General features: G+C 66.9%; 15 protein-coding genes. 7 read left to right on the top strand and 8 right to left on the bottom strand.

The window, feature by feature from the left end; genetic code table 11:
- Positions 1–27: 27 nt before the first annotated feature.
- Entirely contained in the window at positions 28–585 is a 558-nt protein-coding gene (locus WDM91_08390; protein MEI9994598.1) for a DUF308 domain-containing protein, read from the top strand.
- Between the two features lie 337 nt (positions 586–922).
- On the opposite strand, the gene WDM91_08385 is transcribed toward WDM91_08390, so the two are convergent.
- The 3 genes from WDM91_08385 to trxB all read right to left on the bottom strand — a co-directional run bounded on the left by WDM91_08385 (position 923) and on the right by trxB (position 3,943).
- Positions 923–1,783, bottom strand: a complete 861-nt coding sequence (locus tag WDM91_08385; protein MEI9994597.1) for a neutral zinc metallopeptidase — start codon at positions 1,781–1,783, stop codon at positions 923–925.
- 251 nt (positions 1,784–2,034) lie between these two features.
- The gene (locus WDM91_08380; GenBank protein ID MEI9994596.1) at positions 2,035–2,925 is read right to left on the bottom strand and encodes a LysR family transcriptional regulator; all 891 of its coding nucleotides are present in this window, start codon (positions 2,923–2,925) and stop codon (positions 2,035–2,037) included.
- Between the two features lie 76 nt (positions 2,926–3,001).
- Positions 3,002–3,943 (bottom strand): thioredoxin-disulfide reductase, encoded by a 942-nt coding sequence (gene trxB, locus WDM91_08375; protein MEI9994595.1) that lies wholly within the window; start codon positions 3,941–3,943, stop codon positions 3,002–3,004.
- Positions 3,944–4,231: 288 nt separating this feature from the next.
- On the opposite strand from trxB, the gene WDM91_08370 reads away from it, so the two are divergent.
- The gene (locus WDM91_08370; GenBank protein ID MEI9994594.1) at positions 4,232–4,711 is read left to right on the top strand and encodes an Lrp/AsnC family transcriptional regulator; all 480 of its coding nucleotides are present in this window, start codon (positions 4,232–4,234) and stop codon (positions 4,709–4,711) included.
- 79 nt (positions 4,712–4,790) lie between these two features.
- Entirely contained in the window at positions 4,791–5,135 is a 345-nt protein-coding gene (locus WDM91_08365; protein ID MEI9994593.1) for a hypothetical protein, read from the top strand.
- 12 nt (positions 5,136–5,147) lie between these two features.
- Here WDM91_08365 and WDM91_08360 read toward each other — a convergent pair whose 3' ends face one another.
- A complete protein-coding gene (locus WDM91_08360; GenBank protein ID MEI9994592.1) occupies positions 5,148–6,791 on the bottom strand; it encodes an MFS transporter in 1,644 nt (547 codons plus the stop codon).
- Between the two features lie 61 nt (positions 6,792–6,852).
- Positions 6,853–7,386, bottom strand: coding sequence for a PAS domain-containing protein (locus WDM91_08355; GenBank protein MEI9994591.1), 534 nt, complete (start codon positions 7,384–7,386; stop codon positions 6,853–6,855).
- A gap of 214 nt (positions 7,387–7,600) precedes the next feature.
- Here WDM91_08355 and WDM91_08350 point away from each other — a divergent pair, with 214 nt between their 5' ends.
- Positions 7,601–8,170, top strand: coding sequence for a VOC family protein (locus WDM91_08350; GenBank protein MEI9994590.1), 570 nt, complete (start codon positions 7,601–7,603; stop codon positions 8,168–8,170).
- Here WDM91_08350 and WDM91_08345 read toward each other — a convergent pair.
- Positions 8,143–9,168 (bottom strand): aminoglycoside phosphotransferase family protein, encoded by a 1,026-nt coding sequence (locus WDM91_08345; GenBank protein ID MEI9994589.1) that lies wholly within the window; start codon positions 9,166–9,168, stop codon positions 8,143–8,145. The genes WDM91_08350 and WDM91_08345 overlap by 28 nt on opposite strands.
- A 39-nt stretch (positions 9,169–9,207) precedes the next feature.
- Between WDM91_08345 and WDM91_08340 the strand changes: the two genes are divergently transcribed.
- The 3 genes from WDM91_08340 to WDM91_08330 all read left to right on the top strand — a co-directional run bounded on the left by WDM91_08340 (position 9,208) and on the right by WDM91_08330 (position 12,638).
- The gene (locus WDM91_08340; protein ID MEI9994588.1) at positions 9,208–11,022 is read left to right on the top strand and encodes an acetyl-CoA hydrolase/transferase C-terminal domain-containing protein; all 1,815 of its coding nucleotides are present in this window, start codon (positions 9,208–9,210) and stop codon (positions 11,020–11,022) included.
- 81 nt (positions 11,023–11,103) lie between these two features.
- Positions 11,104–11,868 carry a hypothetical protein gene (locus WDM91_08335; protein ID MEI9994587.1) on the top strand — a complete coding sequence of 255 codons (765 nt, stop codon included), beginning with the start codon at positions 11,104–11,106 and terminating at the stop codon, positions 11,866–11,868.
- Between the two features lie 8 nt (positions 11,869–11,876).
- A complete protein-coding gene (locus WDM91_08330; protein MEI9994586.1) occupies positions 11,877–12,638 on the top strand; it encodes a hypothetical protein in 762 nt (253 codons plus the stop codon).
- On the opposite strand, the gene WDM91_08325 is transcribed toward WDM91_08330, so the two are convergent.
- Both WDM91_08325 and WDM91_08320 read right to left on the bottom strand, forming a co-directional pair.
- The gene (locus tag WDM91_08325) at positions 12,635–13,129 is read right to left on the bottom strand and encodes a GFA family protein (GenBank protein ID MEI9994585.1); all 495 of its coding nucleotides are present in this window, start codon (positions 13,127–13,129) and stop codon (positions 12,635–12,637) included. The two genes, WDM91_08330 and WDM91_08325, sit on opposite strands and share 4 nt — an antisense overlap.
- A 132-nt stretch (positions 13,130–13,261) precedes the next feature.
- Positions 13,262–14,269, bottom strand: a complete 1,008-nt coding sequence (locus WDM91_08320) for an NAD(P)-dependent alcohol dehydrogenase (protein MEI9994584.1) — start codon at positions 14,267–14,269, stop codon at positions 13,262–13,264.
- Positions 14,270–14,385: the final 116 nt, after the last annotated feature.

The following is a 14,385-nucleotide window of genomic DNA, read 5'->3' as shown; positions in this document are numbered from 1 at the left end:
GCAGGCCGCCTCCCGCAGGATCCTCCCATGGCCGATGCCCGCCTCGACACACCGTTTCACGGCCGTCTGCGTGCCTCTTCCGGCGGCCTGTTCTGGCTCGGACTTGCGATGGTGCTGCTGGGTCTGGCCGCCATCGGCTTTCCGCTGACCTCGACGCTGGTCGCAGCGCTGCTGGTCGGCTGGACCTTGCTGTTCGCCGGGATCATCGCCTTCGTCGGCGCGTTCTCGATCCATGGCACGGGGCCGTTCTTCGGCGCGCTGCTCTCCGGGCTGCTCTCGCTGGCGGCCGGCGCCTTCGTCGTCTTCAATCCGCTCGCGGGCGCCGTGGCGCTGACCCTCATCCTGGGCTTCGTCTTCATGATCCAGGGCGCGTTCGAGATCTTCTTCGCTTTCGAGACGCGGCCGCATCCCGGCTGGTGGGGCATGCTGCTCTCGGGCCTGGCGAGCGCGGTGCTGGCGGTGGTGATCGCGATCGGCTGGCCGGCGATCTCGATCATGGTGCTCGGCATCCTGCTGGGGGTGAATTTCATCTCCACCGGGCTGGGCTACATGCTGATCTCGCGGGCATTGAAGAGCACGACCTGAAACGGCTTGGTGTGAGTCGAATTGCCCCAATCCGTCATCGCCCGCTTCATGCGGGCGAGCCGATTTTCCCAGCCGCAGAAAAATGGGTTGCCCGGACAGGCCTAGGGTCCGTATTCAATTGCCCTGAGTCATTCAAAGGCCTGTCATGGCCCGCCGGAGAGCGGGCCATCCGGTTGGTGCGCTCGTGCTTTCGACGATTGTGGCGGCGTCACCTGGATGGCCCGCTTTTGCCGGCCATGACAGTGACACTGCGAATCCCAATTGAGTCCGGACCCTAGCGAGAGCGTGGGCCGGGCAATGACGACTATTGGGTGCGGCTTCCTGAGCCAGAATTGGTCTAAAGCGTGCTCGCGCCGAACGTGTCGCAGGCGTTCATGTCGCCCTCGGCGAGGCCGCGCTTGAACCAGCGCACCCGCTGCGCGCTGGTGCCGTGGGTGAAGGAATCCGGCACGACATAGCCCTGGTTCTGCTTCTCCAGCGTGTCGTCGCCGACCGCGCTGGCGGCGCGCAGGCCTTCCTCCACGTCGCCCTTCTCGAGGATGTGGAAGCGGACATTCGCATGATAGGTCCACACCCCGGCATAGCAGTCGGCTTGCAGCTCGGTCCGCACCGAATTGCTCTGCGCGCCGGTCTCGCCGTCCTGGTGCGCCGCCATCGTTCCCATCAGCTGCTGGATATGATGGCCGTATTCGTGCGCGATCACATAGGCTTGCGCGAAATCGCCGGCGGCGCCGAACCTCGTCGCCAGCTCGTTGAAGAAGGCGAGATCGAGATAGATGTGCCCGTCGGACGGACAATAGAACGGCCCCGCAGAAGACTCGCCCTCGCCGCAGCCGGTCGGCGTCGCGTTGTCGTAGACGGTGAAGGTGGCCGGCGTGAACGCCACGCCACGCGCCTTCAGGATCGGCGACCAGACGTCCTCGGCCGAGCCGACGATCTTGCGGGAGAATTGATACGCGGCATCGTCGCTGCGCGGGCCGCCGCCGCCCCGGCTCTGCTGGGTCGCCACGCCGACATTGCCGTTCAGCAACTGGTTGGGGTCGACGCCGAGCAGCATCGCAACCACCACGACGCCGACGAGGCCCAAGCCACCGCCGATATGCGGACCGTATCCACCGAACCCGCCGCCGCCAAAGCCGCCGAAGCTGCCGCGCCGATCGTCGGTATTCTCGGTCGGGCGGAGGTCGTCGAGACGCATGGCATTCCCCTGCAGCGGCGGATGAAAAGATAGTACGCGCATGGCGGCGGAAAAGTGTCGGTGCCGGCACAAAAAAACGCCGGAGCGATTGCGCGCTCCGGCGTCAGGCTTTGCTTGGGATGCGCGGAACGGAAGGCTCCGCACCCGGGCGGGTGCCTTGGGAGCACCGTCCGTGCCGCGGGCCAAACTGGGGGGACGGTCCGCGACACCAGTGAGATAAGGACGAGTTCCGGGCCTTCAAGCCCCGGCGATCAGAATTTCCAGTCCTTCGAGGCCTTCACCAGGAAGTCGCGGAAGGCCGCGACCCGCTTGGACTGCCGCAGCGCGTCCGCATAGACCAGATGAACGTCGAAGCTCGGGCCCGGCACGTCGGGCAGCACGCGGATCAGGTGCGGCCGGCTCGCCGCCACATAGTCCGGAACGGCCGCGATGCCGAGACCGGCTTCCGTGGCGCACAGGATGCCGGTGACGTTGTTGATGCGCACCGTGCGGCCCTTGCCGCCCAGGCGACGCCGCGTCTCTTCCAGCAGCCAGTTGATCTCGCGGATTTCCGGCGCCGCGGTCTCGCCATAGGCGATGACGGTATGATCGGCGATCTCGTCCAGCGTCTTGGGCACGCCACGCGCGTCCAGATAGGCTTTCGTCGCGTACATATGGTAGTGCACGGTGAAGAGCTTGCGCTGGATCAGGTCGGCCTGGACCGGCGCGCGCATGCGGATGGCCAGGTCGGCCTCGCGCTGCGCCAGGTCGAGCTCGCGATCCTCCATGATGAGATGGACTTCTACCTCGGGGAATTCCATGAGGAATTCGTCGAGCCGCGGCAGCAGCCAGTACGTCCCGATGCCGTGGCTGGAGGTGATCTTGAGCGCGCCGCGCGGCGCCTCCCGCACGTTCTTCAGCGCCTCTTCCGCCTGTGCGAGGCGGTTCAGCACGTCGCTCACCGCGGTATAAAGCATCTCGCCCTCGTCGGTGAGGGTGAGCCCGCGGGCGTGGCGCTGGAACAGCGGCGTGGTGATCTCTTCCTCCAGCGCGCTGATCTGGCGGCTGACCGCGGACTGGCTGAGCGTCAGCATCTGCCCGGCATGGGTGAAGCTGCCCGCCGAGGCGACCGCGTGAAAGATGCGAAGCTTGTCCCAATCCATCTTCGTTGCCTTTTTCGGGCCGCTCTCATGCGGCCCTTATCGTCGCCCTGCAATGCACGCTTCGTGACGCATAATTTCAGGAACCATGACCGCTGGCCAGGAACCGTTCCGCCTCGAGCGCCGCCATGCAACCCATGCCGGCCGCCGTCACCGCCTGGCGGTAGATCTTGTCCTTCACGTCGCCGGCCGCGAACACGCCGGCGACGCTGGTGTGGGTCGAGTCGGGGGCGGTCTTGATGTAGCCCGCCTCGTCCATCTCGATCTTGCCCTTGAACAGTTCCGTCGCCGGCGAATGGCCGATGGCGACGAACACCCCGTCCACCGCGAGATCGCGGGTCGAGCCGGTGACGGTGTTGCGCAGCGTGACGCCGGTGACGCCCTTGGGGTTCTCGCCGCCCAGCACCTCGACCACTTCGGTGTCGAACAGGCAGTCGATCTTCCGGTTCGCCAGGACGCGCGCCTGGTTGGTCTTGTCGGCGCGCAGCGTGTCGCGGCGATGGATCAGCGTCACCTTGTCGGCGAAATTGGTGAGGAACAGCGCTTCCTCGGTCGCGGTGTTGCCGCCGCCGACCACGGCGACGTTCTTGCCGCGGAAGAAGAAGCCGTCGCAGGTGGCGCAGGCGCTGACGCCGAAGCCTTGATATTTGCCCTCCGAAGGGAGGCCGAGCCAGTTCGCGCTCGCGCCCGTCGCGATGATCAGCGTGTCGGCCGTGTAGGTCGCGCCGCTGTCGGCCTTCAGCGTGAAGGGCCGGCGCGCCAGATCGACGTCGACGATCGTGTCCTGCACCATCCTGGTGCCCAGATGCGCCGCTTGCGCCTGCATCTGCTCCATCAGCCACGGTCCCTGGATCGCCTCGGCGAAACCCGGATAGTTCTCGACCTCGGTGGTGATGGTGAGCTGGCCGCCCGGCTGGATGCCGGCGATCAGAGTCGGCTCCAGCATGGCGCGCGCCGCATACACCGCGGCGGTGCAGCCGGCCGGTCCGCTGCCCAATATAATGACTTTGGAATGAGACATGGCGGCTCCGACTCGAAAGAGCCGGATGCTTCCGGCCCGCCGCCATCGGCCGCGCACCGCGAAGCCCTCTGCCCCTTGGCTTGATGCCCCTGATATCGGAAGCGCGGCCTCAAAGGTCAAGCTTGGCGATTACACTTTTGTGGCAAGCGCTTGCCCGGTGCTGTCGCGGCTTCGAACAATGGGTATGGCGAATCGCCGGACCGTCGCACCTTTGTCAGAAATATTATTGCGCTAAAGGCCTCCCTTAGGTTAAAAGCGGGCCGTTTCCTGTCACCCGAAGGTCCCGCCGTGGAGCATCACAAGCTCGATTCCATCGATATGCGCATCCTGGCCGAGTTGCAGGCCAATGGCCGCATCACGAATGTTGAATTGTCCCGCCGGGCGAAGATCACCGCGCCACCCTGCCTGCGCCGCATGCGGGCGCTCGAGAAGACGGGCTTCATCCAGGGCTATCACGCCGACCTCGACGCCAAGGCGCTCGGCTTCGAAGTGACGGCCTATGTCTTCGTCGGCCTGTCGAGCCAGCATGACGCGGATCTCAAGCATTTCGAGGAGCGCGTGCGCTCCTGGCCGGCGGTGCGCGAATGCTACATGCTTTCGGGCGAGGTGGACTTCCTGCTGAAATGCGTCGCCACCGACCTCTCCAGCTTCCAGCGCTTCATCACCGAGACGCTGACCGCGGAGAAAAACGTCGCCAGCGTGAAGAGTTCGCTTGTAATCCATTCGAGCAAGAGCGAAGCCGGCGTCCCGCTCGACGTGCGGCCCTAGCCGCAGCGGCATACCACCCGCGATTGCACTTTGCTTTCCATCGGCTAATCTCCCGCAGATTCCCGGGGGGGCGATGATGATGAGAGCATTCCGTACGGTCAGATTGCTGGGTGGTTTGGGTGCCGTGCTGTTTCTGGCGGCCTGCAGCGGTCCCAAGATGGAAGTCCACCGCTACAATTTGGCGTTTGTCGATCACGTGGTGATCACCTCGCAGGACAGCGATCCCTTTACGATCCAGCGCATTGTGATCAACGGCAACAGCACCGATTCCGGCTGCACCGATTCGGACCAGGTCACGCTGCAGCCTCGTGAACAGCACGAGCTGACCTTCTGGCGCTGCGGCACGCTTTCGACCATCGAAGTCCAGACCGACCGCGGTACCTGGTCGGGCACGGTGACCGAGCAGCAGCCCGGCGGCTCGTGAGGGCGCGGGGCTTCAGGTCGTGATGTCCCGGCCTCTCGTCTCCGGCAGGAAGAGCAGCGTCACCACGAAGCCCACGGCCGCCACCGACACCGGATACCAGAGGCCGGCATAGAGGTTTCCGGTCGCCGTCACGATGGCGAAGGCGATGGGCGGCAGGAAGCCGCCGAACCAGCCGACGCCCAGGTGATAGGGCAGCGACAACGCCGAATAGCGGATGCGCGTCGGAAACAGCTCGACCAAAGTCGCCGCCTGCGGTCCATAAAGCGCCGCCGCGGCGATCACGAAGAGCAGCAGGATCGCGAAGGCGAGCGGCGCGTTCACCCGCGCCGGATCGGCCTTGGCCGGATAGCCGGCCTGGCTCAGCATCCTGTTGACCTCGGACCCGAAATTCTTCTGCGCCACCGCCAGCGCCGAAGGCGCCAGGACCGTCCCGTCGATGCTCGACAGCGTCACCGTGCCCACACGGATGCGCGCGAGCGCGCCGTCCTCGATCGCCTCGTTGCGATAGGGCACGCCGAGATTGGCCAGCGTGCTCTTGGCGATGTCGCAGGAGGTCGCGAATTTCTTGGTCCCCACCGGATCGAACTGGAAGGAGCAGTCCGAGCGCGCGGCGAAGACCGTCACCGGCGCCCGCGCGATGGCCTCGCTCAGGCCGGGATTGACCGCCGCGGTCAGCCATTGGAAGCCCGGCAGGAAGACCAGCGTCGCAAGGCCCAGCCCGAACAGCATGATCGGCTTGCGGCCGATCCGGTCGGACAACCGGGCGAAGAAGATGTGGAGCAGGGCGCTGGCGACGGTCACGCTGAGGATCAGCCAATTGACGGTCACCGGCTCGACCTTGACGGCGCGTTCGAGGAAGAACTGGGTGTAGAACTGGGCCGTGTACCATACGACGCCCTGGCCCATCAGCAGCCCGATCAGCACCACGAACACCACGCGCAGATTGCGCCAGCGCAGGAAGGTCTCCGACAGCGGGGCGCGCGAGGTCCGGCCCTGCGCCTTGAGTTGCTGGAAGGCCGGCGATTCGTCGAGCTTGAGCCGGATCCATACGGAGATCGCGAGCAGCACCGACGACAACAGGAACGGCACGCGCCAGCCCCAGGCGGCGAACGTCTCCTCGCCCAGCGTCTTGCGGACGGCGAGGATCACGCAGAGCGCGAGCAGCAGCCCGACGGTCGCGGCGACCTGGATCCAGCCGGTCGCCGCGCCGCGCTTGTTCGCGTCGGCATGCTCGGCGACATAGACCGCGGCGCCGCCATATTCGCCGCCGACCGCGAAGCCCTGCAGCACGCGCAGCCCGATCAGCAGATACGGGGCCAAGGCTCCGATCGCCGCGGTGTCGGGCAACAGCCCGATCGCGAAGGTCGCGAGGCCCATGACGACGATGGTGATGAGGAAGGTGCGCTTGCGCCCGGTCAGGTCGCCGAAATAGCCGAAGACAAGCCCGCCGAACGGCCTGACGAAGAAGCCGACCGCGAAGGTCAGGAGTGCGAAGATGTAGCCCTGGGTCTCGCCCGCATTGGCGAAGAAATGCTTGGTGACGATCGAGAGCAGCGAGCCGAAGATGAAGAAGTCGTACCATTCGAAGACCGTGCCGGCCGCCGAGGCGGACAGCACCAGTCCCATCCGCGCGCGGCGCGGCTCCGCCTCGGCCATTGCGAGCCCTCCCCGGGTCGCGCCATAGCTAGCGGAGCGGCAGCGCTACCTCAAGCGTTCGTCAAACCGGCCGGGGCGGCGGCGGGCTCACCAGCTTGCCGCCGTTCAGGCGCGCGATCTGGCGCGCCAGCAGCATGCGGTCGCGGTCGCAGACGAAGGCGTGCAGGATGTGCGTGACCGTTTCGCCGTCGTCCGAGAGCGGCAGATAGATCGCCTCGAACTCCTCCATGCCCTCCGCCAGCCAGTTCGCATCGCCGGCGGTGCGCACCACCACCTTGTCGTGCGCCACCTTCTCGAATACGGCGTTGACCGCCTTCGCGACGGCCTCGCCACTGAGCGCGAACGCCTCCGTCACCGTCTGGCCGGTGGCGTCGGTCGCGAAATATTGCGTCACGAGGGTACCGATCAGGCGGTAGCGGAAATCCCGCCCGCCGGGCAGCACGTCCACGATCATCACCCAGCCGAGATGGTCCTTCAGATGGGCCGGCGAAAGATCGCTGCGGGCCGGCATGGCGCGCGCCCCGCGCCGGACGTTCCAGTAATTGCGCAGGAACATGCAGGTCGGATGATCGAAACGATCGGGATCGACTTGCATGACGGTTTCGGGAGTCCGCTGGGCCATGGGCGTGAACCGCCACTTGTCTTGCCGGGGGAATCCTAAGCGCAGGCGCTTAACAGGTCGTTATGTCCGGCCGCGCGGCATTAACGGCCGCATCGGGGCGGACGGCCGTTTCCCCAGCGGAAAGAGGTTCGAACTCGTGTGCGGCGGCGGGTTCTGTTAGCCTGAGGGCGCGATCGGGAGTTCGGCCATGGCCAACACGGAATTCGACCTGCGGGGCGTCAATCACCTCGCGCTGGTGTGCAAGGACATGGCGCGCACCGTCGATTTCTACAGCAACGTGCTCGGCATGCCGCTGATCAAGACGATCGAGCTGCCGAACGGCATGGGGCAGCATTTCTTCTTCGACATCGGCAATGGCGACAGCTTGGCCTTCTTCTGGTTTCCCGACGCTCCGGCCGCCGCGCCGGGCGTCGCCAGCGCGACGCCCGGCATGCTGCCGGGACCGTCCGCCCACGGATCGATGAACCATATCGCGATCAACGTGCCCGGCGACCGGATCGACGAATATTACGAGAAGCTGACGGCCAAGGGCATCCGGGCGAGCCGTGTCATCAGCCACGACGAATCGCCGATGCAGGCAAGCCTGGAGATCACGCCGACCACCTTCGTGCGCTCGATCTATTTCTTCGATCCCGACGGCATCGCGCTGGAATTCGCGGCCTGGACTCGGCCGCTGGGTGCCGCCACCGACGTCGCGGTCAAGCCCGCCAAGGCGGTCGACAAGGAACGCTATCGTGAGCCGGCGACCGCGAAATAGGTTTCCGCCAGCAGGTCGAGGTTGTAGGGCGGCTCGATGATCATCTGCAGCGCCGCCGCGCGGACGAAGGCGCGGTCGGCGTCGTCCGTCAGATACTCCACCGGCGATTTCCCGTCGACGCGTGCCAGGAACAGCATTGGCAGCAGCCGCGCCGTGCGCCGGTCGATCTCCTGCGCCTTCTCCCAGGTGACGCCGGCCAGATAGGCCGCCTTCATCGCCGCGAAGCTGCGCGCATAGCCGGTGGTCCATTCGGGATGCCACACCGCCTTCAGCAGGAAGTGATTCAAGCAGAACGCCAGGTCGAACGCCGGATCGCCGTAGCAGGCGGTCTCCGCGTCGAGGAAGACCGGACCTTCGGGCCCCTGCAGGATGTTCTTCGGGCTGATATCGCCTTGCATCAGCGCGATCCGCGCGGCTGCGATGCGGTCGACTTCGTCGCGAATCGCCTGTGCCAGGTCGGTATGCCGCTCGGCCGTGAACAGAAGATAAGGCTCCAGCCGCAGGGCAAGGAATTGCGCACCATTGTCGAACGCCGCCGCGACCTCGCTCTTTCCCGCCGTCGCGCCGTGGATGCGCGCCAGCGCCGCGCCGACATCGCGCGCGAAGCCCGTGTCGATCCGTCCCGCCGCAAGCTCCGTCTTCCAGACCGGATATCGCTCCGGCGGCAGGAATTCCATCGCAAACAGATGGCGTTCCCGGTCCTCGCCGAGAATCGCCGGGACCCAGCGCGGCGCGATGCCGGCGACCAGCCGGATCCAGGCCACCTCCGCCGCCGCCCGTTCCGGCGGCGCCTCCCACAGCGCGCTGACCCGCAGCCGCGGCAGGGCCCGCTTCACCACGAAGGGCGCGCGTCCGCCGGCGGTGACGCGAAGAACGTCGCAAGACACGCCGCCCGACAGAGTCTCGACGCCGAAATCCTCCCCCGTGCCGATCAGTCCCATCGCCGCGAGCGACGTCCCGATCTCCGCCAATTCTCCCGGCGCTGTCTTTGTGGTCATATCGCTCTATAACCGCTTCGCCCCGCCCGACACAAAGCCATGCCGAAAATCTTCACCGATCCCGACACCATCGTGGACGCCATCATCGCCGAGGTCGGGCGCAAGATCGTGCTCGGCCTGCCGCTGGGGCTGGGAAAGGCGAACCACATCGCCAACGCGCTCTATCGCCGCGCCGCCCGCGACCCGTCGCTCGACCTCCATATCTTCACCGCCCTGACGCTCGAGGCGCCGCGCGGCAAGAGCGAGCTGGAAAGGCGCTTCGTCGACCCGATCTCGCAGCGCCTGCTGGGCGGCTATCCGCCGCTCGAATACGCCCTGGCGGCGCATCGCAATGCCCTGCCGCCCAATGTCCGGGTGGACGAGTTCTTCTTTCTCGCCGGACAGTGGATGGGCAATGCGGGCGCCCAGCGCAGCTACATCTCGGCCAATTACACCCACGCCGCGGACTACCTGCTGGCGCGCGGCGTCAACGTGGTGGCGCAGCTCGTCGCGAAAAAAGTCGGACGCTACTCGTTGAGCTGCAATCCCGATCTCACGCTCGACTTGCTCGATGTACGGGCCGCCGGCCGGGCGCGGTTCGTCCTCGCGGGCCAGGTCAATTCCGAACTGCCCTTCATGCCGGGCGACGCCGATCTTCCCGCCCATGCCTTCGCCTTCGTGCTCGACGGCCCCGCCGCCGACTTTCCGCTGTTCGCGGCGCCGCGCCAGCCGATCTCGACGACCGAGCACGCCATCGGCCTGCACGTCGCGCGGCTGATCGCCGACGGCGGCACGCTGCAGATCGGCATCGGCGAGGAGGGGGACGCCGCCGTCCATGCCATGATCCTGCGCCATCGCCAGACGGCCGCGTTCGGCGACACGATCGCGCGCCTCACCGCCGATGCGCCGCCGCTGGCGATCGAGGCGCGCACGCCGTTTGCGCAAGGTCTTTATGGCGTCAGCGAGATGTTGGTCGACGGCTTCCTCGAGCTCATCGACGCCGGCATCCTCACCCGCGCGGTGGACGGCATCCTGGTCCATGGCGGATTTTTCGTCGGCCCGGGCAGCTTCTATCGCCGCCTGCGCGAGATGCCGCCGGACGCGCTTGCCCGCATCGCGATGACGCGGATCACCTTCACCAATCACCTGTATGGCGACGAGGCGGGCAAGCGCGCCGCGCGCGTGAAGGCGCGCTTCATCAACAACGCGATGATGGCGACGCTGCTGGGCGCGGTGGTCTCCGATGGACTGGAGGACGGCCGGGTGGTCAGCGGCGTCGGCGGCCAGTTCAACTTCGTCGACCAGGCTTTCGCGCTCGAAGGTGCCCGCTCGATCCTCTCGGTCAAGGCGACACGCGGCCGGCAATCGAACATCGTCTGGTCTTACGGCCACACCACGATCCCGCGTCACCTGCGCGACGTCATCGTCACCGAATACGGCATCGCCGATCTGCGCGGGCTGAGCGACGAGGATGTCGTGGCACGCATGCTCGCCGTCGCGGATTCGCGCTTCCAGGGCGATCTCCTGGCCAGGGCCAAGGACGCCGGCAAGATCGCGAAAAGCTATCGGATCCCCGCCGCACAGCGCGAGAACCATCCCGAGCGCATCGCCGCCGCGCTGGCGCCGCTGCGCGAACGCGGTCTTTTGCCCGATTATCCGTTCGGCGGCGATTTCACCCCGGTCGAGCAGCGCCTGCTGCCGGTGCTGGAGCGCCTGAAGAACGCGACACCGTTCCAGCTCGCCCGTTTCGCCGCCGCCGGCCTGGCGCCTGCGCCCGACGATGCGGAGCCGCTCGCGCGCCTGGGTCTCCTGCGGCCCGCGACTCTGGCCGACAGGTTTTACAAGGTGCTTTTGCGCGGCGCGCTCAGAGCCTGACGGATTGTCCGGGGTTTCACCGGTCCGTGCATCCCTGCCGCGGCCGAGGTAGGGTGTCATAACACCAAAGGGGAGAACGTCATGAAACGCCATTGGATGCTCGCGGCCGCGCTCGCCGCCGCGTTTGCCGCATCGGCTTTCGCCAAGCCCGTCACGCCCGCCTATGTCGCTGCCGCGCTGAGCGACACTGCGCGCCCGGACGATGAGAAGAAGCTCGATGCCGACCGCAAGCCCGAGGCGTTGATCGCCTTCGCCGGCGTCAAGCCCGGCAGCCGCGTGATGGATATCATGCCGGGCCAGGGCTATTTCACGCACATCTTCGCCAAGGTCGTCGGCGACAAGGGCTATGTCTACGCCTACTCGCCGACCGAGATCGATTCCTTCGTCCAGAAGAAGTCTCCGGGCGCCGACGTCACCAAGCAGTTCGCCGCCTATCCGAATGTCAGCGTGCTGCACGCGCCGATCGACAAGCTCTACGCTCCGGAGTCGCTGGACGTGGTGTTCACGGCACAGAACTATCACGACCTGCACGACAAGTTCATGGGACCGGCCGACCTCGCCGTGGTGAACAAGGCGGTCTATGACGCGCTCAAGCCGGGCGGCGTCTACATCGTGCTCGACCATGCGGCGGCCGACGGATCGGGCCTCTCCGCGACCGAGACGCTGCACCGGATCGACGAGGCGGTGGTCAAGCAGGAGGTCGAGGCGGCCGGCTTCAAGCTGGCCGGCGAGAGCAATGTCCTGCGCAACCCGAAGGATCCGCGCGACAAGCTCGTATTCGATCCCTCGATCCGCCATCATACGGACCAATTCATCCTCAAATTCGTCAAGCCGAGACACGGATAAGGATCACGATGCGCGCCCGGAACCGGTTCTTCACACTGCTTTCGGGCGCGCTTCTCCTGATCGGTGCGGCCGGCGCCCAGACCGGCCAGCCGGCGGTGCTCGCGGTTCCGGCCGTCGCACCCGCCGTGCCCGCGCCGTCCGCCACGCTTGCGCCGCCCGGCACGCAGCAGCGCTATCGCGGCACCATCGCCGAGTTCGACGGCCCCTTCCTCACGCTCAAGACGACGGAGCGCAAGCTCGTCACGCTGGGCATGACGACGGCGACGCGGCTCGTCCACAACCGGCTGCTCAAGCTGACGGATCTCCAGCCCGGCGCCATCCTCATGGTCGCCGCGTTGAAAGGCGCCGACGGCAAGTTCCGCGCCCAGGGCATCCGCGTCTATCCCGCCACCCTGCGCGGCCAGAACGAAGGCGCCTGGCCGGTCGACCCCGCCAACCCGACGCGCCTGGTGATCGGCGGCGCGCTGACGGCCGTGACGCCGGGCGGCGTCGGCGGCACGCTGGTGGTGGCGTTCCATGGTGCCGAGCCGCCGGGCTCGCCGGCCTGCGATGGCCATGCCGCGCCGGGCGGCACCGGTTGCAACGGCGCGGCAGAGATCCAGTTCGCCCGCGGCGTCCCGATTCTCGCGATCGAAGCCGGCGACACATCGCAGCTTCTTCCCGGCGCAACGATCAGCGCCGCCGCCGCGGCCGATGCCGGCGGCACGCTGGTCGCGACCGGCGTGACGGTCGAGCGCGACGCGCCGGCGCCGAAACCGCCCAAGCCCTAGTCGATCCAAAGCCCGCGCTTGCGGTGCCACTGCTCGATCGAGAGCCTGGGGTATTCGCGGAACTTCTGGTCGCCGCGGCCGAAATCCGGCACCACCCAGCTCGGCTTGAAGCGCAGCATCAGGTGCACCTTCGACGGCGGCTTGGGCAATGCGGTGTCGATGGCCGAGGCGAAGGGATGCACCAGCTCCGGCCATTGCGGATCGAACAGCCAAAGCGCGCTGGCGCACTTGCTGCAGAAATTCCGCTGCCCCTTACTGGTCTCGCAACGCCCGGAATCGTCGCGGATGCGCGCGCGATAGACCCGCAACGCCCGCTTGCCCTTGATCTCGAGCGTCCGCGCATCGCCCATCAGGTTGATCGTGAAACCGCCGCCGCCGGCCGTCTTGCGGCAGATCGAGCAATAGCAGAGTTGGTAGGGATAAGGCGTATGGCTCTGCACCCGGAACGTGACCGCCTGGCAGCGGCAGGAGCCTTCGAGCAATTTTGGCATGGAATACCTCGCGCGTGAACAACAGACGAAGGCGACGGTTGTTCCGCACGCCGGAACTCTCGCGAGCCAGCTCCTCCCCTGCGCATCGCGCGGGGGAGGGCCCGGCAGCCTCGCCCCGCGCGGTAGAGGTTCTCAAATCCTCAGCACGATCTTCCCGAAATGGCCGCCGGCCTGCATCAGGCGCAGGGCGTCGCGCAATTCGCCGAACGCGAACACCTGGTCCACCACCGGGGTCAGCTTGTGTGCCTCGATGAAGGCCGCCATGTCCTCGAACTGTGCCCGGCTGCCGACCGAGATGCCGTGGATGTGCAGGTTCTTGGCGAACACGACCGGGATCATCATCGGGGCGGAGAAGCCGCCCAGCACGCCGATCACCACGATATGCCCGCCGACCCGCGCCGCGTCGAAGGATTGCGACAGCGTGTCCTCGCCGCCGACCTCGACCACGACGTCGACGCCGCGCCCGCCGGTGATCTCGCGCGCCAGCCGGCCCCAGTCCGGCGTGGTCTTGTAGTTGATCAGGTGATCGGCGCCGAGCGCCTTGGCCCGCACCAGCTTCTCGTCGCTCGACGAGGTCGCGATGACGCTTGCGCCGCGCGCCTTGGCGAATTGCAGCGCGAAGATCGACACGCCGCCCGTGCCCTGCACCAGCACCGTGTCGCCGGGCCCGACCGGCGCCTCGACGGTCAGCGCACGCCACGCGGTCAGTCCGGCGCAGGGCAGGGTGGCCGCTTCCTCGAACGACAGATGCGCGGGGAATTTCGCGACGCCTTCGGCTTCGACCAGCATCTTCTGCTGCAACACGCCGTCGAGCGGCCCGCCCAGCGGCCGATGACGGCTTTCCGCCGTGACCGGCCCGCCGAGCCAGGACTGAAAGAACAGCGGGCACACGCGGTCGCCCACCGCGACGCGCGTCACGCCCGGCCCGATCGCCTCCACGATGCCCGCGCCGTCGGAGAAAGGGATCAGCGGCAGCGGAAAGCCGCCCGCGAAGCCCTGCACGGTCATGAGGTCGCGATAGTTGAGCGACGCGGCCTTCATCGCCACGGCGATCTCGCCCTTGCCCGGCTTCGGCGCCGGCCGCTCGGCAATGTTGAGATTGTCGATGCCGTAGGCGTTCTGGATTTCCCAGACTTTCATCGCGTCGGTCCTTGCAAGTGGGAAAGGCGGTCGCCGCACTCTGCGATCTGCCCGCGATGCGATCAACCTTCCGCCACGACACTCGCGGCGCACAAATTTTGCGTCTAGGCTTGTCG

Source organism: Rhizomicrobium sp. (genome assembly GCA_037200385.1).
Taxonomy (GTDB): Bacteria; Pseudomonadota; Alphaproteobacteria; order Micropepsales; family Micropepsaceae; genus Rhizomicrobium.
This window is presented reverse-complemented; position numbering and strand designations above follow the sequence as displayed.

Bases quoted from the DNA above. Each gene is read 5' to 3' on its own strand.
- trxB (MEI9994595.1), bottom strand. From the start codon at position 3,943: ATGTCTCATTCCAAAGTCATTATATTGGGCAGCGGACCGGCCGGCTGC.
- WDM91_08365 (MEI9994593.1), top strand. From the start codon at position 4,791: ATGAGAGCATTCCGTACGGTCAGATTGCTGGGTGGTTTGGGTGCCGTG.
- WDM91_08320 (MEI9994584.1), bottom strand. From the start codon at position 14,269: ATGAAAGTCTGGGAAATCCAGAACGCCTACGGCATCGACAATCTCAAC.
- WDM91_08325 (MEI9994585.1), bottom strand. From the start codon at position 13,129: ATGCCAAAATTGCTCGAAGGCTCCTGCCGCTGCCAGGCGGTCACGTTC.
- WDM91_08345 (MEI9994589.1), bottom strand. From the start codon at position 9,168: ATGACCACAAAGACAGCGCCGGGAGAATTGGCGGAGATCGGGACGTCG.
- WDM91_08330 (MEI9994586.1), top strand. From the start codon at position 11,877: ATGCGCGCCCGGAACCGGTTCTTCACACTGCTTTCGGGCGCGCTTCTC.
- WDM91_08385 (MEI9994597.1), bottom strand. From the start codon at position 1,783: ATGCGTCTCGACGACCTCCGCCCGACCGAGAATACCGACGATCGGCGC.
- WDM91_08380 (MEI9994596.1), bottom strand. From the start codon at position 2,925: ATGGATTGGGACAAGCTTCGCATCTTTCACGCGGTCGCCTCGGCGGGC.
- WDM91_08340 (MEI9994588.1), top strand. From the start codon at position 9,208: ATGCCGAAAATCTTCACCGATCCCGACACCATCGTGGACGCCATCATC.
- WDM91_08355 (MEI9994591.1), bottom strand. From the start codon at position 7,386: ATGCAAGTCGATCCCGATCGTTTCGATCATCCGACCTGCATGTTCCTG.
- WDM91_08360 (MEI9994592.1), bottom strand. From the start codon at position 6,791: ATGGCCGAGGCGGAGCCGCGCCGCGCGCGGATGGGACTGGTGCTGTCC.
- WDM91_08335 (MEI9994587.1), top strand. From the start codon at position 11,104: ATGAAACGCCATTGGATGCTCGCGGCCGCGCTCGCCGCCGCGTTTGCC.
- WDM91_08350 (MEI9994590.1), top strand. From the start codon at position 7,601: ATGGCCAACACGGAATTCGACCTGCGGGGCGTCAATCACCTCGCGCTG.
- WDM91_08390 (MEI9994598.1), top strand. From the start codon at position 28: ATGGCCGATGCCCGCCTCGACACACCGTTTCACGGCCGTCTGCGTGCC.